Genomic DNA, 20,751 nt, shown 5'->3' with positions numbered 1-20,751 from the left:
GCACGAAGATAGAACCTCAAGTTTGATTGAGGTCAAGGCTCGATTTCGTCCGTGCGGCCGGTTCGTCGAGATGTGCGGCTGCCGTTCGCCAGGCGGAGGTGACCGCTTCGTGGGCACGCGCGGTGGGGAAAGGGTGCTCGTCCGACTTGAGGACGGACGCCCCGATGTGAACATGGAGCGCAGGTCGGCGCAGGGGTGCGGTGATCGCTCCGGCGATCTGCTTCAGCCGGCTTCCCGAGGTGATCCGTCGGGCACCCGCTTGCCCGAGGGGGATGATCGGGGCTCCGGTGCGCTGCACAAGCCGGGCCAGTCCACTGCGGAAGGGCTCCGGGGCGGCTTCCGCGACGTCCCTGCGGCGCGGCAGACCGCCTTCACCGTAGATCAGGACGATGCGGCCCCGGGCCAGGGCGTCGGCGGCACCGTCCAAGGCATCGGCGGCTCGACGGTCCCGCCGATACACAGGTATGTGTCCCTCGCGGGTGAGCGCCCGGCCGAGGAGCGGTATGCGCCAAAGGCCCGCCGCGGCCATGACGACCGGCTCTATCCCCAACCGGCGCAGGGCGGCGACCACGACCACGGGGTCGGCCAGCGAGGTGTGATTGGCGGCGATGATGCTGCCCGGCGCGAAGTCGGTGTCGGCGTCGACGGTGACCGACAGACGACCGAAGACGGGCACCAGGGTGCCGGCGAGACGGCTGAGCATATGCGGGTCCTCGGGGTCTTGAACGATGTGGTCCCTATCGTCGCCCGAGCCACCGCCTCGGACGTGAGTACAAGTACTCAACCCGCTCGTCCCACTTCCCCGGACAGGGATGGGTCGTTGGGGGCGACGGTCGACGGGGGTTGAATTTCACGTCGGTGGGATGCGACTACAGAAGGCGCACGGCTCCCCGGTGGGTCGTGGCGTGTACGGACAGGGGCCCTCTCACGCCGGACGAGTCACAACGCGGTGGCGCCGGATTTCGCCAAAGTTAGCATTCCTTAGGACACTTCAATGGAGAACGGTGGAAATCACTGCCGGGATGCTGCACCACGGCATCGACGGTGCCGCCCGTGCCCCCGTTGAGTGTCCGGTGGCTCGCGTCCCCGGGCGCCGCCCGGGCGCGACGCGCACGACTGGGCGGGCGGCTCCGAGGAGCACGGTCAACTGGTGATGTGCCCGCTGGGCATGGCGATGCCGAACTGGGCGTCCACGGAGTGCACCGTCAGGCCGACCTGCCGTCCGCAGAGATTGACGGAACCGCCGACGGCGGGCCCCGACGTCGTCCCGCGGGCGATCCACACACACCCGTCGGCGTTCTCACCGGGGATGCCCACGACGGTTTCCGCCCGACCGTCCCTGTTCAGGTCGGCGAGATGGACCGTCGAGCCGAAGAAGTCGTACCGCTCGGACGCTCCCGGCAGTCCCGCCGTGTTCTGTGTGTAGCCGACGGCCTTCACCGTGGTCAGCCCTCGGGCCGAGCCCCGCAGTATCGCGACCGAGCCGGCGGATGGGAGTGCGCCCACCGCCTCACCGGACGAGCCCACGACGACATCGGCGTACCGGTCACCGTTGATGTCCGCCACGCTCAGGGCCTCGCCGAAGAAGTCGGTGTGCTCCGCCGTACCGGGGACACCGGCGGTGTCCTGGTGGAACACCTTGGGGCGTTGGGTAGTGACGATGCCCCGGGCGCTGCCGTGGAGGACCTGGACCTCTCCCCCGCGATGGGCCGCACCACTCTGGCCTTCGAGATAGCCGTCGTCGGGTATCCCGGTGACCAGATCTCCGAAGCCGTCACCGTTCACATCGCCGATCTGCCCGGTGTGACCGTCCGCGTGCGGCAGTCTGGTGAGGACACCGGCGGACGGGCCGACACCGTCCAGATACACCGGCCCTCGCAGATCACCGGCCACCGAACCGGGCAGCCAGAACCGTTCGGCCTTGCCGTCGCGGTTCACATCGCCCATCACCACCCCGCGGACCCCTCCGGGTACTGCCAGTCGCGTACTGGAGCGGGGTTTTCCCGCGCGGGTGAACGGACCGGTGTACGAGGAACCTTCACAGAGGGATGCAACGCTCACTTCGGGAGCGCCGTCGCCGTTGGTGTCGCCCGTGGCCAGGTTCACTCCGAAGGCGCAGTAGGTGTCACCGGTGCCGAACCCGGTGGGCGGGGTGATGTCCGCTCCGCCCTTCAGTCCACCCGGGCCGCCCCACACAACGGTGAGCGAACCGGATGCCGTACGGGTGCTCACTGCTTCCTGTGGGGTGCCCACCAGCAGATCGGCATAGCCGTCGCGGTCGAGGTCGGCGCTGGCGACTGCGGAGCCGAAACCGTCCCCACGCTCCGCCGTGCCCGGCACTCCGGCGCTCGCCTGCGTGATCACCGAACGTCGGGCGGGGCCCACGGACGTGGCGGACCCGTAGAGGACCACGACCGCGCCCGCTCCTGTCACGGTGCCATTGGCCGCTCGGGACGCGCCGATGGCCAGATCGCGGTAGCCGTCGCCGTTGAAGTCGTCCTGGACGGACTTGGTGTTCGCTCCCCGGTAGGGGGTCGTCGCGGATGCCGTGGGAATGAGGGTGAGTGCCAGTGCCGTGAGCACGGGGACGGCGATCAGTGGTCTGCGCACGGGGACTCCTTGAGCGGAGGGGAGAGACGCATCGACTCGCGCGGACTCCGTACGGCTGGCGTCCACGGGCAGCCAACTACCTTGGGTAGAAGGCTACTTGTCCATCTGGACGGATGAGCCACGCCAAAGGTTGTACGGCAGCCGAGGGCTCTCCCGGTGGGCAGCGCCCGGCGCTGCCCACCCACCGCGGTCCCCCGGTCGGCCGCTCCACCGACCGAGGCACGCTCCCTGAACGCACGCCCCGTTCACCTCCCCGGACCGGGAATCGAGAGCAGGACCATGCCGTACGACTGCTCGTCAGACAGCCGTGAGCCAGGGGTAGCGCGCGATGTCGGCATCGCCGTAGTCGGGGTCCAAGTAGATGTGCAGGCGCTGGATCTTTCCGTCCCGAATCTCGAACACATTGCAGAATCGCCCGCCGAGCCCTTCGGTGGCGCGCCACTGCGTACCGTCGGCCAGGACGCCGTGCGTGGTCCCTTCCACTATCAGGAAGTCCCCCTGGGCGATGTAGTTGAAGTACGCGATCTCGTGCACCACCGAGCGGAAGAGCACGAAGATGTCACCGAAGAGGCCCCGGACCTCCTGGAGGCCCCTGGCGGGTGTGTGCTTGGGAAAGCACACGTACGCATCGTCGGCGAACAGGTCGAGGAAGTCCTGTCCGGCGTCCATGCGTTTGAAGTAGGCGTCCGCTACGGCCCGGGGAGACGGGTATGAGGTGCTGTCGCTCAAGACGGTGTTCCTTTCGGGAGAAGGCATCGGTGTCGGCGGCACGTCCGCCCGGTGGTGCCCGTGATCAGGCGAGGTGCATTCCCGCGTCCACAACGAGGTTGGCGCCGTTGATGCCGCGGCATTCGAGGAGGAACAGGGTCGACTCGACGATGTCCTCCGCGCTGGGGAGGCGCTTGGCCGGGGTGCGCTGGCGCATCGCTTCGAACCACTCGGTCCGCACCTCGTCCGCGTCGTCCACGGCCGCTGTTCCGGTGACGATGCCCGGTGTGATGGCGTTCACCCGCACCGGGGGGACCTCCACCGCAAGGGAGTTGACCAGGCCGATGATGCCGGCGTTGGCCATCGAGATGGTGGTCGACCCCGGTACCGGACGCCACATCGAGAGCCCGCTGAACATCACCACGGATGCATCGTCGGTGAACTTCGGCAGGGCCTCGTGCACCGCCGTTGCATAGCCGACCGTCTTCATCAGGGTCGTACGAGCGCAGTCGTCCGGGCGGAAGTCGGCGATGGTGTTGAAGTCCCGGTCCAAAGCGGTGAGCACGAGGTGGTCCACACGGTCCATCTCGGCGAACAACTGCTTGATGGAGCTCCAGTCCGTGAGTTCGCAGACGGCGCCGGCGGCGAGGGGGCCGAGTTCCTCGGCACGGGCCTGTACCGATACCTTGTCGCGTCCGGTGATGGTGACGCGCGCACCGCGTGCGACGCACGCCTTGGCGACCTCGTACCCCAGCCCTTTGGTGCCGCCGATGACGACGACGTGACTGCCTGATCCGATCATGAGTGGTGCCTTTCACGTTCAGCGAGAGAAGTTGTGGTGTGCGGGGGACGGCGAACCGTACGGTTACCCGACATGGCGGCGGCGCTCACGAGCCGCCCTGGCGACGGCGAGCAACCCGGTGAGCAGGCCGAGTGCCAGAGCCGCGGCGCCCCAACCCGCGCCGGACAGCTCCTCCCACCCCAGTGCGTGATCGAGCGACCACTCCCCCGGGCCGGTGAATCCGAGCCCGAGTGCAAGCCCGGCGTACACCAACGGGAGTTCGTATCCGCCGTTCTGGGCCCAGAGTCCCTTCGACACATTGACCGAGCCTGCGACCAGCATCGTGCCGAGTGCGATGGCAGCGCCCAGGGGTGTCAGCAGCCCGAGGACGATCAGTGCCGCCGCGGTCAACTCGCAGCCGGCGGCCAGCAGGACCAGGGGCTTGCCTGGGCGGAACCCCCAGGTCTCGAAGACCGCGCCGGTGCCCTCGGGGCCGTGTCCCCGGAACCATCCGAACATCTTCTGTGCGGCATGGCCGAAGAGGAGCGCTCCGAGGAGCACTCGCAGGAGGAGCAGGCCGATTTCCATGTTGGTTCTCCTTGGGGTGCTCAGCCGAGGCCGAGTAGTTGCCGCATGACGTGCCGCAGGGTCTGGGCGGGATCGTCGGTCATGTCCTGGGAACGCCAGGCGATGTGACGGTCCGGACGGACGAGCAGACAGCCGCGGTCGTCGACCTCCCGCAGCCGGCTCCAGTCGCCGTAGACGTCGTCGTACGCCAGGCGGTAGCCCACGGGACGGGGCACTATCTCGACGCCCAGTTCGCTCGACACCTGTTCCGCCGCGGCGAGCCACGGCTCGCCGCCGATGCCCGTGAGCAGGGCGAAGTCACCGTGTCCTGCGAGATCGAGGGTGGAGATGCGCTCGCCCGCGTGCTCCAGCCAGGCGTGCGGCAAGCTGGCGCCCGGGTGGGTCGTGGGCTGGTGGAAGAGTTCCGGGTCACGCAGGTACGCGGGCTCGGTCGTCCCGTCAGGGACCACCGCGCTCGACGCATACCGCTGGCCGAGCTCCACGCCGTGGGCGTTGAAGTGGTAGTCGTTCTCCCGCAGGATCGCTTCCAGCTTGCGTCTGTGCTCTCGGCCCTGCTCGCTGTCGCTGAAGAACTCGGCGAGGGCCGCCTTCCCTTCCTCATCGCTCTGGCCTGCGCGGACACCGAGCGCGGAGGGGATCCCGGCAGCCAGTCCGACGCTCTTCAACGCCCGGTCGACGACCTGTCGGCCGACCGGATGCCGCTCGGTGTGATAGCTGTCGAGAAGTCCGTCGCCGGCCTTGCCCCGCACTGCCAGGGCGATCTTCCAGGCGAGGTTGTAAGAGTCCTGGACGGAGGTGTTGGTACCGAGACCGTTCGCCGGAGGATGGCGGTGGGCCGCGTCGCCGGCGAGGAAGACACGTCCCTTGCGGTACTCGCGGGCGAGCACGTGGTTCATCTGCCACTGGCTGATGTCCTTGATGCGCACCTCGACCGAGGGATCGCCGATCGTGGCGTGCACCCGGGCGAGCATGGCCTCCTCGCTGAGGTCGAGTTGCTCCACCGCGGGGTCGTAGACGACGATCAGCACCCATTCGGTCCAGGGCTTCAGACAGATGTACGTGCCCGCGCCCAGCCAGAAGTCCTTCCCCGGCTGAACGGTGAAGAACAACGTCCCGGGCCGGTGCTCGCGATATCGCGTGAGATCGGCTTCCAACCAGACGTTGACCGCATGGCCCAGTCCGGTCTCGCCCTCCAGGGAGAACCCGAGGCGCTCGGCCACGGTGCTCCGCCCGCCGTCGGTGCCGAGGGCGTACCCGGCCTTGACGCGGTAGGTCTCGCCCGCGGCCCGGTCCAGGACGGTGCCGTACACCGCGTCCTCGTCCTGGGTGATGTCCAGCAGTTCGTGTCCGAAGCGGATGTCCGCCCCGTTCTCCCGTGCGGATTCGAGGATGAGCGGTTCCAACAGGTGCTGTCCGACGTTGCTCATGGTGCACGGGCTGGCGGCCTCGTAGTCGGCCTTGCGGTCGACCCGGGTTCCCCACGCCTTCATCCGGGCGAGTTCCTGCCCGGCGAAGCTGGTGGCCCACACGTTGTCGCCCATCAGCTCACCCGGGGTGGCCACCGCGCGCACCCGGTCCTCGATGCCCAGGTCGCGATAGATCTCCATCGCCCGCTGGTTGGTGATGTGTGCACGCGGGGTGTGAGCCGTGGCGGGGTACTTGGTGACGGTGACGGCATCGACGCCGGAGCGTGCGAGGAGTGCGGAAGCGGTGAGTCCGGCGGGGCCTGCGCCCACGATGAGGACATCGGTCTCAACAGTGCGCATGGGCGTGGCGGCCTCTCTTGCGGACGGTTCCCCGGAGGTGGTGGATGGCGTGGTGGTCATGACGCCTGGTGCGATCCGGTCATCAACGCCGCTAGGTCTTCCGGGTGGAGGAAGGACGCCGGGGGCGGCGGACCCCAGCTGAAGAGGCCCTTGGCGCCCTCCAACGTCTCGGGCGTCCACAGTTGGTCGTCGAGGATGGTGTCCATGTCGGAGTAGTACTCGGAGAAGTTCCCGGCCGGGTCCTTCAGGTACCAGAAGAAGTTCGACCCCGCGTGGTGGCGGCCGAGCCCCCACACATGTCGCTCGGGATGCTCCTCCAGCATGGAGAACGCACCCCTGCCCACCTCGTCTATGTCTTCGACCTGCCATGAGGTGTGGTGCAGGAAGTTCACCGGGGCAGCGAGCACGAGGACGTTGTGATGGTCGGTCGAGCAGCGCATAAAGGTCCCGTGGTCCTTGATGGCATCGCTGGTCTTGAACCCCAGTCCGTCGGTGAAGAAGCGCCGGGTCACCGTGTGGTCGGTCGAGCCGATGACGACGTGTCCCAGCTTGCGGGGGCGGACGGGGTGCTCGCGCAGGATGCCGGGGGCACGGCCGGGACCGCGCTCCCTCCGGCCGGGCCCGTTGTAGGGCGTCGGCGGCTGCTCGGCCTGGGTGAGTCGGTCGGCGACACGGATCACGGCCCGGAACCCGGCGACGGGCTCGTGGGTCACCAACGCGGCGCCCTCGCGCCAGGAGGGGATGTCGAGCTTCGCTAGCCGGCTGGCGATCCGGTCCAGGTCGTCGGGGTCATCGACACCCATGCTCAGTTCGAGCAGACGACGTGTGGGCGCGTGCTCGATCTTGAGCTGCTGTCCGGCATCACGGGTGGTGAACCACCCCGTGTCGTCCTGGGCGAGGCCGAAGTCGGAGTAGTAGGCGGCCGTCTCGCCGACGTTGGGAACGCCGATGACAAGAGAGTTGAGGCGGTGGAGCGGCATCGTTCCACACTCCTTACGGATGCTGAATTGATCTCAGAAGCTCCGTGCTGCGGCCCTCTGCGCGCAGTTCGCGGATGTCCCGTGTGTGGTGGGGCGGGGTCGTGGAGCACTGGTGGACCGAGGGCGTTCCTTGCCGCGCAAGACGGCCGGACGACGCTCACGGACGGTGTTCGCGACCTCGTCACCGGGTGACCGCCCGCTTCGACGGCCGTTCCGGATGTCATATGTGTACGGCACCACATTCGGCGAGTCAATAAGCTTTCGAAAGTTGCTATAACTTTCGCCTGCACGGCCCGCGAGGCTCTAGAGCTGGCCGATATGCGGCTTTCCGCCAGCACCGGCGGGCGCGCATCAGCCCACAACCAGCCCCGACCAGGGCGGCCACACGGGGCCAGGCCCCCAGACGCTAGCCCGAAAGGCGACAGAATCGGCAATTCACGAATCTGAATGAAACTTTCGAAAGTATCTTGACGTTCCGAACCGGACAGGACTACAACGGATCGCACGAGGAACGGCCCGACGCACCTCGCCGACCTCCGTGCAGACCTCCCCCTGGACGACCGATCGGCGACCGGGGCAGGGTGCACAGGCGGCCGAGAACTCGGAGGTGCGGCTCCTGTCCCTGCCCTGGCTCGGAGCCGCACCTCCGGACCGATGGACCCGACGGCGACCGGAGCGTGCCCAACACCATCGCCCATGGATCGCCGCGGGAACACGGGCGCCCGTTGCGGGACCACAGGCCGACCTACCCTTGCCCGTCTCGGGCGGTGGCGGCCACCGGCAGCGCGACACTGACCTGACAGCCGTGCTCCTTGAACTCGATGTGCACCCGATGCGCCAGGGCACCCACGATGCATGTGCCCCGCCCGTGCTCATCGGGGTCAAACCCGTCCTGCTCCTCCGCCGGATGGTGCGTAACGCACGCGCCGGAGTCGACGACGGCGATCAGCAGCACACCGTCCTCCAAAGCCATCACCAGCGTTGTGTCGGCGTGGCCGTGCTGGACGGCATTGACGGTCAACTCGTCCACGATGAGCACCGCGGAGTCCCGGCCCTCTTCGTCGATCCGCCAGGCGCGGAGCAGATCGGACGTGAAGTGACGGGCCGTACGCACCCACTCGCCCTGGGAGGGGAGGGCCAGCAGGGCGTGCCGACTGGTGGGGCGGGGACAGGGGATGGGGGAGGTCAGGGTCTTGGCGGCGCCGGAGGAGAACATCGTCGTCCTCTCACAGAGGGTTGACCGGCGAGAGAGGGCAGCCGCCGTGCGGCACTGGCGGTTGCCGGGATCCGAAGGCCGAAGGGGGCCTTTCGCCGTGCAGGAGCGTCGATTCGTCCAGTCGTGGCGAGGCCCCCGTGGGTCGCTGTTCAGGTGCCGCTTCGAACAGCTCTACCTCGAATCTTTTTGTATGCGCATGAATGTAACATGGTGACCTTTCGCCCTATTCCCATCCGATTTGCGAAGATGCTCTGGATGTGCTGGGCATGCCCTGAGGCATCAGCGGACCACCCGGCTACGGCCGACGCGCCCCGGCTCGCGGCCCGTCAGGCCGGGACGCGAGCCGGAGGAACCACCATGGTGGCAGGTGGCGCGGGCATCAGCAGCGGAGGCTGCGTACGGTCGCGCACGTACTCCGGGGTGACCCCAGGAGCCAGCTCCCGAAGCACCAGACCCTCCGGTTCGACGTCGAGGACCGCCAGGTCCGTGATGATGCGCTGGACGACACCCCGGCCGGTGAGCGGCAGGGTGCAGGAGTCGACGATCCGGTGGGCGCCGTCCCTGGTGACGTGTTCCATCAGCACGATCACGCGTCGAGCGCCGTGCACCAGGTCCATGGCCCCGCCCATGCCCTTGACCATCTTCCCGGGCACGACCCAGTTGGCCAGGTCGCCCCGGGCGGACACCTGCATCCCGCCCAGCACCGCGACGTCCAGATGCCCGCCCCGGATCATCCCGAAGCTCAGGGCCGAATCGAAGAACGCAGCTCCCGGCACCGTGGTGACCGTCTCCTTACCCGCGTTGATCAGATCCGGGTCCACGCCCTCGGGGGACGGGTAGGAACCCACGCCGAGAATGCCGTTCTCGCTGTGCAGCATCACCTCGACACCGTCGGGAAGATGGTTGGGGAGAAGGGTCGGCAGGCCGATTCCAAGATTGACGTACTGGCCGTCCGAGAGTTCCCGTGCCGCCCGGGCGGCCATCTGTTCCCTGTTCAGAGACACGCGCTCGCTCCTTGTGTGCACGACGACGGATGGAACCCCGGATGCCCGAAGGAGCGGGGTTGGTACGTAGTCACAGTGCTGTTGCCGTTGCTGTTGCCGGATCGCGGGGCGCGCTCACGGTTCGCCTCTCCACACGCTTGGCGGCCCGCGGATCGCCGGCCGCAGCCACGATGATCCGCTGGACGAACACACCGGGGAGGTGGATCTCGTCCGGGTCCAACTCGCCCGGTTCGACGAGTTCCTCGGCCTCCACGATCGTGGTCCTCCCCGCCATCGCCACGAGCGGATTGAAGTTGCGCGCCGAAGCGTGGAACACCAGATTGCCGTGCCGGTCCGCCCTCGCGGCCCGCACCAGTGCGAAGTCGGTGGTGATCGCCCGTTCCAACACATAGGCCCGGTCGTCGAAGGTCCTCAGCTCTCCGGGAGGTGAGGCGACGGCCACCTGTCCGTCCGGCCCGTATCGCCAGGGCAGTCCGCCCTCCGCGACCTGGGTGCCGACCCCCGCGGGTGTGTAGAAGGCCGGCACGCCCACACCACCGGCGCGCAGCCGCTCGGCGAGGGTGCCCTGGGGTGTGAGCTCCAACTCCAATTCACCTGACAGGTATTGCCGCGCGAACTCTTTGTTCTCGCCCACGTACGAAGCGGTGACTCGGGATATGCGACCGGCAGCGAGGAGCAGACCGAGCCCCCAGTCGTCCACACCGCAGTTGTTCGACACCACGGAGAGTCCGCGTGCGCCGGAGTCGAGTAGCGCACCGATCAGCACACTGGGGATTCCGCAGAGGCCGAAGCCGCCGGCCGCGATGGAGGCTCCGTCGCCGATGTCGCCCACCGCTCGTGCGGCGGAGGGCACTGTCTTGTCCATGTGACCTCTTCGGGAGGGGTGTTGTCAGGGGTCGTCCCGCCCGGAGGTGCACTGCACCCGGTTCGGACGGGGTACGCGGCTCAGAGCGCAGGGCGGCGCACCGCAGCGGGGTGGGCGAGGATCTGGTCGAGGGCGGTGCGTAGTTGTTGTTCGGGGTTGGTGGTGAGGTCGTGGCTGCGCCAGGCGATGTGTCGGTCGGGTCGGATGAGGAGGCAGCCGCGTTCGGTGGTTTCGCGGAGGCGGGCCCAGTCGCCGAGGACGTCGTCGTAGTCGCATCGGACGCCGATGCGGTGGGCGGGTAGTTCGATGCCGTACTCGATGGCCAGTTTCTGCGCTGCGTCGAGCCAGGGCTCACCGCCGATTCCGGTGATCAGGGAGAATGTTCCCCCTCCGGCGAGGTCGAGGGTGGAGACGCGCTCGGTGCCGTGTTGGAGCCAGGCGTGCGGGAGGTAGGCCCCGGGGTGGGTGGTGGGGTGGTAGTAGAGCTCGGGATCACGAGTGAAGGGCGGGTAGGGACTGCCGTCGTCGATCACCGCGCCGGAGTCGTAGCGCTGCCCCATCTCCACACCGTGGCAGTTGAACTGGTAGTTCTGGAGCTCCACCGCCTCATCCAGCTCGGTGCGCCGCCGGCGCCCGGTGTCACTGTCGCCGAAGAGTTCGGCCAGGCTGGCCCAACCCTCCTCAGCACTCTGCCCCGGCCGGAAACCCAACGCCTGAGAGACGGGCAGCATATCGGCCACGCTACGCATCGCACGGTCCACGACCTGGCGTCCCACCGGGCGGCGCTCCTGGTCGTAGCTGTCGAGGAGTTCGGCTCCCGCTTGGCCATGGATCACCGCGGCGAGCTTCCAGGCGAGGTTGTAGGAGTCCTGGATGGAGGTGTTGGAGCCGAGACCGTTGGCCGGCGGATGGCGATGGGCCGCATCACCGACCAGGAACGCACGCCCCTTACGGTACTCACGGGCCACCACCCGATTGATCTCCCACCGGCTGACCGCCTTAATCCGAACATCGACCGACGGATCACCGATCGTCGTACGGGCACGAGCAAGCACCGCCTCCTCGCTAATGTCCGGCTCACCCCCGGCAGGGTCATACATAAAGAGCAAAACCCATTCGGTCCACGGCTTCACACAAATGAACGTCCCACTGCCGACCCAATAGTCATTACCCGGCTGACACATCCAATACAACGCCCCAGGACGGTGCGCAGTGTGAGCGGTGAGATCAGCCTCCAACCACACATTCACCGCTGCGCCGAGTCCGCTTTCGCCTTCGAAGGAGAAGCCGAGTTCGGTGGCGACGGTGCTGCGGCCCCCGTCGGCGCCGATGACGTATTGGGCGCGGATGGCGTACTCGGAGCCGGTGGTGCGTTCCCGGACGGTGGCCAGGACACCGTCGTCGTCCTGGTGGATTGCCACGAGTTCGGTGTTGAAGCGAATGTCCGCCCCGGTCTTATGGCCGGCTTCGAGGAGGACGGGCTCCAGGATGTGTTGGGGTGCGTTGCACATCGATGAGGGGCTGGAGGCTTCGTAGTCGGCGCGGCGGTCGATGCCGGCGCCCCAGGTCATCAGCCGGGCGATCTCCTGGCCGGTGAAGCTGGTGGCCCACACATTGTTCCCCATCAGATGGTGGGGGGTGGCGAGCGCGGCCACTCGGTCCTCGATCCCGAGATCCCTGAAGACCTCGCCCGAGCGTTGGTTGGTGATGTGGGCACGCGGCGAGTTCGCCGTCCCCGCGTACTTGGTCACCGTGATCGTCTGGACGCCCGAGCGCGCGAGCAGAGCAGTGGCAGTCAGACCGGCCGGCCCCGCCCCGACAACGAGGACAGAAGTGTCAAGAGTACGCATCGAAGCCTCTCCCTACTGAGCTGAGCTGGTACGAGGGTGTCGCAGTGCTGATGTGCACGGATCGCCATGAGAACGAGGAGGGGGTGTGGGGTGGAGTGGGAGGAGGGACGGCGAAAGCGAGCCGCCCTCCTCCCACCCCGTGCGCCCGGTGGCCGACGTTCGTTGGCATCGGTCCGCCGGACGCTGGTCGAGGTCGGCCGACCCCGACCTCGTGGACACCACCGCGCTGTTCGACCGAGCAGGGCGGTGGCGCGGCGACACGGGTGCGGCCGGGTCGCCGTTGTGGACCGGGCCCCTCTACGGGGTGTCGGTGGTGGGGCGGGGGGTGCTCCGGGCGCGCTCACGAAGGAAGCGGGGCGCAGCCGGGGCGCGAGTTGGTTCAGTTGCGGATCATCCGGTGCCGCATCTCACCGATGCCCTCGATGTAGCTGACGAGCTCTTCGCCTTCGGCCAGATACCGCGGGGGGCGGCGGCCGAGTCCCACTCCGGCCGGTGTGCCCGTGAAGATCACATCTCCGGGGAGCAGGGGCAGCACGGCGGAGAGCCGGGCGATCAGCACGGGCACGGAGAAGATCAGATCCGCGGTACGCCCCTTCTGCATCTCCTCACCGTCGATCGCACAGCCCAGTTCGAGGTTGTCGGGATCGTCGAACTCGTCCGGGGTCACCAGGAAGGGGCCCATCGGGGCGAAGCCGGGGTGTGACTTGCCCAGACTGAACTGCGGTACGGGGCCGGATAGTTGCTTGTCCCGCTCGGAGAGGTCCTGGCCGATGGTGAGACCTGCGATGTGTTCCCAGGCGTGTTCCTCGTCGACCTGCCAGGCTTTGCGGCCGATGACGGCGACGAGTTCCACCTCCCAGTCCACACTGCCCTCGGGCATGACGACATCGCCGTACGGACCGCTGATCGACGACACGAACTTGGTGAACACCGGAGGATGCTCGGGGACGGCGAACCCCGACTCGCCGGCGTGGTCGCGGTAGTTCAGGCCGATCGCCATCACTTGGCGCGGGCTGGGTGCCGGAGACCGCAGTGCGGCCGGGTTCAGCTCCACATCACCGCCCGGCGGCGCCGATTCCGCCCAGTCACGGAACTCATCCCACCGCTCGAAGAGCTGCTGGGGGTCGGCCGGGAACCTGCCACCGCTGGCCCGCTCCACGTCCGTCCACCCCCCGTCCGTCAGCAGCGCCGCCCGTCCTGCCACATTCGCCACACGCATCGCACGCTCCTGGAGTGGTCCGCCTCGATGTCGTCACCGAGAAGTACTCCACCGTTCTAAGCGGCTAGATTCGATGAGTCAATAGACTTTCGAAAGTTTGCACTCGATTCGATCCATCGTTACACTACGCGCATGGCGATCAAGGGTGGCAAGCAGACGCTGAGTGACGACGTGCGGGCACGACTGCGCGCCGACATTCTGAGCGGCCGGCTCCTGCCCGGTTATCGACTGAAGTTCCCGCTGCTCAGTGCGCGCTATGACGTCAGTGTCAGTGTGCTCAGGGAAGCCCTCGTACGACTCGCGGAACAGGGCCTCGTCCAGTCCGAGCCCCATCAGGGCTTCGTGGTCACCCCCCTCTCCAGGGAGACCCTCGGCGAGTTGACCGATGCGCGCATCGAGTTGGAGACGCTGGTCCTGCGCCGCTCCGTGGTCGAAGGCGACCTCGCCTGGGAATCCAGCCTCGTCGCGGCCCACCACACGCTGGAACGCACCCCCTACACCGCCCAGGGCGACGAGGACCGCATCGACGACTGCTGGTCCGATGCCCACGCCGACTTCCACAAGGCCCTGCTCAACGGCTGCGCCAATCGGCGCCTGCTCCAGATGGCGCTGGGCCTACGGGACGAGGCCGAGCTGTACCGTCGCTGGTCACAGCCCCTCGGCGATGAACCCAGCCGGGATCTGGCGGGGGAACACCGCACCCTGTTGGATGCCGCGCTGGCCCGGGACCCCGAGGCTTCGGCCCAGGCGTTGTGCGCCCATGTCCGACACACCACCGAACTGCTCCTGGTCGCCGCGGACCGCCTGGAAAGGCAGCTTTCCCACGCCGACGCTCAAGCGGCTGGGACGAGGGGCGACTGATCACCGCATCGACCGGGTGTGCGTTGCGTTGGATCGGTCGAGCCGCGACCCACCCTCCGCGCCCCACACTCGCGACCGCCCGGTGAGTACCAAACACAAGCCCAAACCACTGCACCGCGCGTTCGGCCTCCCCCCTTCAAGGGAACACCTAAGAGGGAGGGGAGAAATGGTGTGATATGCCTGACTTTTCTGATGATTCAGTGAGTGGATTCACCCCTCCGACGCACTACAGCCCCATGGTCACCACGGATAGCGGTGGCACGGTGACGGAGTGGGACGAGCGCGCCCATCTGCTGCTCGGCTACCACGCATCCGAAGCCGTGGGACGATCCGCGGCCGAGATGTTCGGCAAGCACGTGTCCCACGAAGCGGACCTGGCTCTCCGAACCCGGACCCGATGGATGGGCACGGCCCCCGTACGGCACCGGGACGGGCACCCGCGCAGCATCTGGCTCCTGGCCAGGCGACTGGACGGCGACCGCGGCGTCGAATGGCTCCTGTCGGCGAGCCCCGCCCCGGATCCCCTCGCCGAGGAGGACCGAACACTCGCGGAGTGGGGGTTCAACCAGTCGCCCCACCACATCGGTCTCTTCGACACCGACTCACGGGTGATGCGGGTCAACACCGCTCTGGAACGCGGCGCGGCCCTTCCCGAGGACCGGCTCCGCGGACTGCTCCCGTCGGAGATCGTGGTGAGCCCGCAGAGCCCGCTCGTCGACCAGGCCATGCGCGAAGTGATCGAAACCGGCGAACAACGGCAGGTGGACACGTACGCCCGGGTGCCGGGCGAGACCCGGGAGCGTGCCTGGGCGGTCTCCATCGCGCCCCTGACGAATCCCGAAGGCGTGGTGTGCGGTGCGAGTCTCACCGCATCCGACCGGACCGAACACTACTGGGCCAGGCGCCGACTCCAGTTGGTCAACGAGGCAGGCAGCCGTATCGGCAGCACCCTGGACATCACCCGCACCGCCCAGGAACTCGTCGACGTGGCCATGCCCCGGTTCACGGACTACGCGGCCGTCGATCTGCTCAGCTTTATCCACCAGGGCGGCGAACCGCCCTCGGGTCCACCGACCGGCCCCGTGCGGATGCGCCGGACGGCCATGGGCTCGGTGAGCAGTGAACTCCCAGACGGCACGCTGCACCCGGGTGATCCGACCGACTACCCCATGGCGTCACCGGTGGCCGAAGCCCTAGCCAGGGGGCGCCCGGCCATGTACGAGATCACCGAGTCCGCTCTCACCCACTGGGCGGTCCACGACCCCGAGCGGGCGACCCGGATCCGTCTCTACGGCGCGCACTCCATCATGGTCGTCCCGATGCGCGCCCGCGGGGTGACCCTGGGAGTGGCGTTGTTCGCGCGCAAGGAGAGCCCGACCCCGTTCCAGTCCGACGACATGCTCCTCGCCGAGGAGATCACGGCCCGAGCGGCCGTGTGCATCGACAACGCCCGCCGCTACGAGCGCGAGCGCCAGACCGCCGTGACCTTGCAGCGCAGCCTGCTCCCGCAGGCACTGCCCGAGCAGGCCGCCCTGGAGATCGCCTCCCGCTATCTGCCGGCCGGTGGCCAGGCGGGCGTCGGCGGCGACTGGTTTGACATCATTCCGCTCTCCGGTGCCAGGGTCGGCCTGGTCGTCGGCGATGTCGTCGGCCACGGCATCCAGGCCGCGGCGACCATGGGACGGCTGCGCGGAGCCGTCCGTACGCTCGCTGACATCGACCTGCCGCCCGACGAACTGCTCACCCATCTCGACGACGTGGTCATCCGACTGGGCGCCGAGGACTTCGCTGCGGAAGCGGAGACCACCGGCGACATCGGGGCCACCTGCCTCTACGCGGTCTACGACCCCGTCGTCGGCCGTTGTTCGATCGCCAGCGCGGGCCACCCCCTACCGGCCGTCGTCCGCCCCGACGGCACCGCCCACACACTCGACGCACCCATCGGCCCTCCACTCGGCCTGGGCGCCCTGCCCTTCGAGACCGCCGAGTTCGACCTTCCGGAGGGCAGCCTTCTCGCCCTCTACACCGACGGTCTGATCGAGGCCCGCAGCCATGACGTGGACGCGGGCCGCGCCACACTGCTCCGCGTGCTCGACTGCCCCGAGGACTCCACGCCCTCACTTGACGACCTCTGCGACGACGCGTTCGCGGCCCTGCTCCCCGATCGCCCCGACGACGACAGCGTTCTTCTGATCGCGCGCACCCGGCGCCTCGACGAAGGCCAGGTCGCCACTTGGGAGGTGCCATCCGATCCGGCTGCGGTTGCGCAGGCCCGTACGGACGCCGTCCGTAGGCTGGCGGATTGGGAACTGGACGACGACATCAGGTTCACCGCAGAGTTGGTGGTGAGCGAGTTGGTCACCAACGCCATCCGCTACGGGCTGCCGCCCATTCAACTGCGTCTCATCCATGAGCGGGCCGTGATCTGTGAGGTGTCCGACGCCAGTTACACCTCCCCGCGGCTGCGGCGGGCGCGCGTCTTCGACGAGGGCGGGCGCGGTCTGCTGCTCGTCGCCCAACTCACCCAGCGTTGGGGCACCCGCTACACGCCCACCGGGAAGACGATCTGGGCTGACATCTCCGCCCTGACCGGCTGAGGGAACGCCGGTGGTGCACGGCGCGAAGTGGTGTCCGGTCCGACGGGAGGTGTCCGGTCCGACGGGGGATTCTCGTCAGCGGCCCTTTGCCCATGCCTCCCAGAGCCGTGCGTACTGGCCCCCGGCCCGTACCAGTTCCGCGTGGGTGCCACACTCGACGGCCCGGCCGCGTTCCATGACGACGATCCGGTCGGCGTGCGCGGCCTGGCTGAGGCGATGCGCTATCACCAGGCCGGTGCGTCCGGCCAACGCGGCAGAAGCGGCCCGGTCGAGCAGACCGGCGTCCGTGCTCCCCGCCTCGGCGGTTGCTTCATCGAGGACGGCGACGGAGGGAGCGACCAGGGCGAGCCGAAGCAGCGCCAGGTGTTGTGACTGGGCGGCGGTCAACTCATGACCGCCCGCACCGACCGAGGTGTCGAGACCATCGGGGAGTTCGTCGATCCAGGAGGCATCGAGCCGTTCGGCCGTCTGTCGGATCTGATCGCGTGTGACACCGGGGGCAAAGAGGCGCAGATCCTCCATGACGGTCCCGTCGAACACATGGACCTCCTGGCTGACCAGAACGATCCGGGTGCCACCGTCCGTGGCCGATGGCCCGGCCCGTTCGCCGTCGATGGTGATCTCGCCACTGTCGGGGACCAGCACACCGGCGATGAGTTTGGCGAGGGTCGTCTTGCCGGCACCGCTCGCGCCGACGATCGCCACCGTCTCACCGGGCTCGACGGTCAACGAGACCCGGTCGAGCGTCGGCCGACCCGGACCGTATGCGTAGGAGACCTGGTCGAGGACGACCCGGCCCGGCCCCTGCGGTCCGGGGTCAACCGTGGGTTTCGCCGTGGCTGGCTGCGGCAGTGCGGCGACACCGATGAGACGCGCCAGCCCCGCTCCTGCGTCCTGGAGTTCGTCGACGTTGGACAGCAGCACACCGACCGGGCCGAACAGTTGGTGGAAGTAGAGGGCCGCGGCGGTGGCCGCGCCCAGGCTCACCGTGGAGTCGGTGACCAGCCGGAAGCCGACCGCCAGCACGGCGGCGAGTCCAATCAACTCGGCGATGTTCAGCAGCCCATAGAAGTTGGCGCGCAGCCTCACGGCGTGCAGTTCATGACCGATGGCACGCTCGGACGAGTCGGCGATCCTGGCGAGGTGCCGGCTCTGGCCGCGGAGTGCGCTCACGGTCTCGGCACCGTTGAGGGTCTCGATGATCTCCTGCCCACGTGCCGCCTCGGCCCGGCGCAGGGCCCGGTAGACCGGACCCGATCCGGCCAGGAAGCGCCGTAGCGCGAAGAGTTGGAGGGGTGCTGCGGCAAGGACGGCGACGGCGAAGCGCCAGTCGATGACACCGATACCGATCAAGGTCAGGGCGATGGTGAACAGCGCGGAGACGAAGGCGGGCAGCACCCGGCCGATGACAGTGTTGACGGCTTCCGCATCACCTGCGACGCGGGAGACGAGGTCGCCCGTCCCTGCCTTCTCCAGTACGGCGGCGGGCTGGGCGACCGCGGTGGCGAAGACGTCCTCGCGCAGTGCGGCGAGGGTGTGTTGTGCGGTACGGGCGAGGAGGAGTCGGCCCCATCGGCCGAGGCCGGCGCTCAGCAGTGTCGTCGCAAACACACCACCGGCCGGGAGCAGCAGTTCCGTCCAGGGCCGCTTCGCCACCACGGTGTTGACCATCACTCCGAGGAGAGCGGGTGCCACCAGGGCGAACGCGGCGGTGGCGAGCAGTACCACGACGGTTCCGGCGAGCCGGGCGCGATGGGGTGCGAGGAGTCGAAGGGTGCTGCCGGTGGTCTCCCGGGCGGAGGCTACGGGGAGCAGCACCGACCCTGTCGTACGGAGTTCCGTGGGGTCGTGGTGATCCATGGGTGTGGTGGTCATCGTGCGGCCACCGCGTCCGGGAGCGTACCGGGCTCCGGTTCGGGATTCGGCGGCGCCGGATCGGGGAGCTCGTGGGTCCGGTCGCAGGCGTCGAGGAGGGCGGGGCTGGTGGTGATGAGGATGATCGCCCGGTCGCCGAATCCGCGCAGGGCGCGGCCGATGCGGTCTTCCGTGACACTGTCGACGGAGGTGGTCGGCTCGTGCAGGACGAGTACGGGCTGGGGTTGGTGCAGGGCTCGTGCGAGCAGCAGTCGCTGTCGTTGTCCTCCGGAGAGGAATCGGCCCTGTTCACCCACCGCGGATGCGGTCCCGTCCGGCAGTTGGGTGAGGACGTCGTCCAGTCCGGCTGCGGTGAGCAGGGCCGGGTCCACCCTCTCGGTGGCGAGGTTGTCGGCGATGCTGCCCGTGAACACAACGGCGTCGTGCGGTGGGGCGAAGACGGTACGACGAACCTCGTCGGGCGGGAGTAGTGCGGCGTCCCGCCCGTCCAGTGTGTACTGGCCGGGTTCCGGTGCCCTACGGCAGGAGATCAGGTCGGCCACTGCCACGGCGGTCTCGCCGCGGGCGTGGATGCCGATGACTTCGCCCCGCCGTGCCGTGATGACATGGTCGTCGTGGCGCAGGGTGAGGAGTGCCCCGCGGGGAGCGTTGTGGTCGCAGGCATGGGCGGCAGGGCGGGTCATGGTCGGTGGGTGCGGGTCGGGGACCCGGTGGGGGATCGCAAGGAGTTCGGCGAGTCTGCGGGCGGAGCCGCGTTTGGAGGCGATGGCGGCGCCCAGGAATCCGAGTGTCTCCATCGGGCCGGCGACGACCTGGGCGAGCCCCACGGCGGTGACGAGGTTGCCGACGGTGATGGTGCCGTTCAGCGCCATGGAGCCCGCGGCCAGCGCGATGCCCGTGAGAAAGATCCCGGACAGTGCGGAGTTCAGGGCGGACAGGTCCGCCAGGGAGCGGACTCGGCGCAGTGCCGCTCGGACGGACTCCTGGCTGGCGTCCCGGTAGCGGTCGGCGGCGGTCCGTTCGGCACCGAACCCCTTGAGTACGCGCAGTCCGCCGGTGAAGTCGGTCGCGAGCGCCCCGGCCCGTGCGGCGCCGCTCTGTTCGGCGTAGACGCGTTGCTCCAGCGGCCCGCTCAGCAGGTGGAGCAGCAACAGTTGGACGGCGGAGACCACCAGGACGACTGCGGCAAGTTGCCAGGAGATCAGGAGCAGTGCGATCGTCGCCGTGACCAGCCCGGCGAGTGCTCCGCCCTGTTCTGCGAGTACCCAGGCGAGTCCGGACACATTGGATGCGTCGGAGGTCGCGACCGTCAGCACCTCCCCCGGGGCGCGTTTCGTCGCCATGCCTCTCGGGTGCAGCACCCGGCCGGCCGCCATGAGACGCAACTCGTGTTCCCCGAAGGAGTACACCCGGGTGGCGAGCTGGCTTCCGGTTCGCCAGCAGAGGATCAGGACGAGGAACAGGGCTGCCAATGCGGTCAGCCAGTTCAGCAGTGCGCCCGGGTCGCCTTCGCGGATGGCCTGGTCGATGACCACCCCGATGAGCACCGGAACCATTGCCTCCGCGATCTGGTGTCCCGCGAATCCGGCGCTCGCCACCCCGAGGCGCCAACCTCTTCCGGCGCTGAACGACCCGTGCCGGATCAGTGCGCCGGCGCCGGGCGGGTCTTGGGATTGCCGTACGGGCCGGGACGGGTCGGTGGGGTGCGCGGCCGGGGCGATTCCCGGTGTCGAGGAAGCGGGAGGGGTGTCGGGAGCGGTCACCGCCTCACGCTAGGAACGCAGACGATCACAACACAACCAGGTATCGTGACACGTTATGACGGTAAAGC

General features: G+C 68.4%; 16 protein-coding genes. 2 read left to right on the top strand and 14 right to left on the bottom strand.

Going from position 1 to position 20,751, the window contains the following annotated elements:
- Positions 1-16 precede the first annotated feature (16 nt).
- The 12 genes from OID54_RS32050 to OID54_RS31995 all read right to left on the bottom strand — a co-directional run bounded on the left by OID54_RS32050 (position 17) and on the right by OID54_RS31995 (position 13,587).
- Positions 17-703, bottom strand: coding sequence for a lysophospholipid acyltransferase family protein (locus tag OID54_RS32050; protein WP_329025262.1), 687 nt, complete (start codon positions 701-703; stop codon positions 17-19).
- 440 nt (positions 704-1,143) lie between these two features.
- The gene (locus OID54_RS32045) at positions 1,144-2,610 is read right to left on the bottom strand and encodes a hypothetical protein (RefSeq protein ID WP_329025260.1); all 1,467 of its coding nucleotides are present in this window, start codon (positions 2,608-2,610) and stop codon (positions 1,144-1,146) included.
- A gap of 297 nt (positions 2,611-2,907) precedes the next feature.
- Positions 2,908-3,339 (bottom strand): nuclear transport factor 2 family protein, encoded by a 432-nt coding sequence (locus OID54_RS32040; RefSeq protein WP_329025258.1) that lies wholly within the window; start codon positions 3,337-3,339, stop codon positions 2,908-2,910.
- Positions 3,340-3,403: 64 nt separating this feature from the next.
- Entirely contained in the window at positions 3,404-4,120 is a 717-nt protein-coding gene (locus OID54_RS32035) for an SDR family NAD(P)-dependent oxidoreductase (protein ID WP_329025256.1), read from the bottom strand.
- Positions 4,121-4,183: 63 nt separating this feature from the next.
- Positions 4,184-4,687, bottom strand: coding sequence for a DoxX family protein (locus OID54_RS32030; RefSeq protein ID WP_329025255.1), 504 nt, complete (start codon positions 4,685-4,687; stop codon positions 4,184-4,186).
- A gap of 20 nt (positions 4,688-4,707) precedes the next feature.
- Positions 4,708-6,453 carry an FAD-dependent monooxygenase gene (locus OID54_RS32025; RefSeq protein WP_329025253.1) on the bottom strand — a complete coding sequence of 582 codons (1,746 nt, stop codon included), beginning with the start codon at positions 6,451-6,453 and terminating at the stop codon, positions 4,708-4,710.
- A 56-nt stretch (positions 6,454-6,509) separates the two neighbouring features.
- Positions 6,510-7,433, bottom strand: a complete 924-nt coding sequence (locus tag OID54_RS32020) for a VOC family protein (RefSeq protein WP_329025251.1) — start codon at positions 7,431-7,433, stop codon at positions 6,510-6,512.
- 745 nt (positions 7,434-8,178) lie between these two features.
- Positions 8,179-8,649, bottom strand: a complete 471-nt coding sequence (locus tag OID54_RS32015; RefSeq protein WP_329025249.1) for an ATP-binding protein — start codon at positions 8,647-8,649, stop codon at positions 8,179-8,181.
- A gap of 326 nt (positions 8,650-8,975) precedes the next feature.
- Entirely contained in the window at positions 8,976-9,653 is a 678-nt protein-coding gene (locus OID54_RS32010; RefSeq protein WP_329025248.1) for a CoA transferase subunit B, read from the bottom strand.
- Between the two features lie 70 nt (positions 9,654-9,723).
- Positions 9,724-10,518: a CoA transferase subunit A gene (locus tag OID54_RS32005; protein WP_329025247.1), complete on the bottom strand. Its 795-nt coding sequence runs from the start codon at positions 10,516-10,518 to the stop codon at positions 9,724-9,726.
- Positions 10,519-10,598: 80 nt separating this feature from the next.
- Positions 10,599-12,368 carry an FAD-dependent monooxygenase gene (locus tag OID54_RS32000; RefSeq protein ID WP_329025245.1) on the bottom strand — a complete coding sequence of 590 codons (1,770 nt, stop codon included), beginning with the start codon at positions 12,366-12,368 and terminating at the stop codon, positions 10,599-10,601.
- 379 nt (positions 12,369-12,747) lie between these two features.
- Positions 12,748-13,587: a fumarylacetoacetate hydrolase family protein gene (locus OID54_RS31995; protein ID WP_329025243.1), complete on the bottom strand. Its 840-nt coding sequence runs from the start codon at positions 13,585-13,587 to the stop codon at positions 12,748-12,750.
- Positions 13,588-13,719: 132 nt separating this feature from the next.
- Here OID54_RS31995 and OID54_RS31990 point away from each other — a divergent pair, with 132 nt between their 5' ends.
- A complete protein-coding gene (locus tag OID54_RS31990; protein WP_329025242.1) occupies positions 13,720-14,448 on the top strand; it encodes a GntR family transcriptional regulator in 729 nt (242 codons plus the stop codon).
- Positions 14,449-14,684: 236 nt separating this feature from the next.
- Positions 14,685-17,045: a SpoIIE family protein phosphatase gene (locus OID54_RS31985; protein WP_329025241.1), complete on the top strand. Its 2,361-nt coding sequence runs from the start codon at positions 14,685-14,687 to the stop codon at positions 17,043-17,045.
- 75 nt (positions 17,046-17,120) lie between these two features.
- Here the strand turns inward: OID54_RS31985 and OID54_RS31980 are convergent, their stop codons facing one another.
- Both OID54_RS31980 and OID54_RS31975 read right to left on the bottom strand, forming a co-directional pair.
- Positions 17,121-18,920, bottom strand: coding sequence for an ABC transporter ATP-binding protein (locus OID54_RS31980; protein ID WP_329025239.1), 1,800 nt, complete (start codon positions 18,918-18,920; stop codon positions 17,121-17,123).
- Positions 18,917-20,683, bottom strand: a complete 1,767-nt coding sequence (locus tag OID54_RS31975) for an ABC transporter ATP-binding protein (protein ID WP_329025238.1) — start codon at positions 20,681-20,683, stop codon at positions 18,917-18,919. The genes OID54_RS31980 and OID54_RS31975 overlap by 4 nt, the downstream gene beginning before the upstream one ends.
- Positions 20,684-20,751: the final 68 nt, after the last annotated feature.

The sequence above is a fragment of the Streptomyces sp. NBC_00690 genome (assembly GCF_036226685.1).
Taxonomy (GTDB): Bacteria; Actinomycetota; Actinomycetes; order Streptomycetales; family Streptomycetaceae; genus Streptomyces.
The sequence above is the reverse complement of the archived record's forward strand: the minus strand, read 5'-3'. Positions and strand labels throughout refer to the sequence as shown.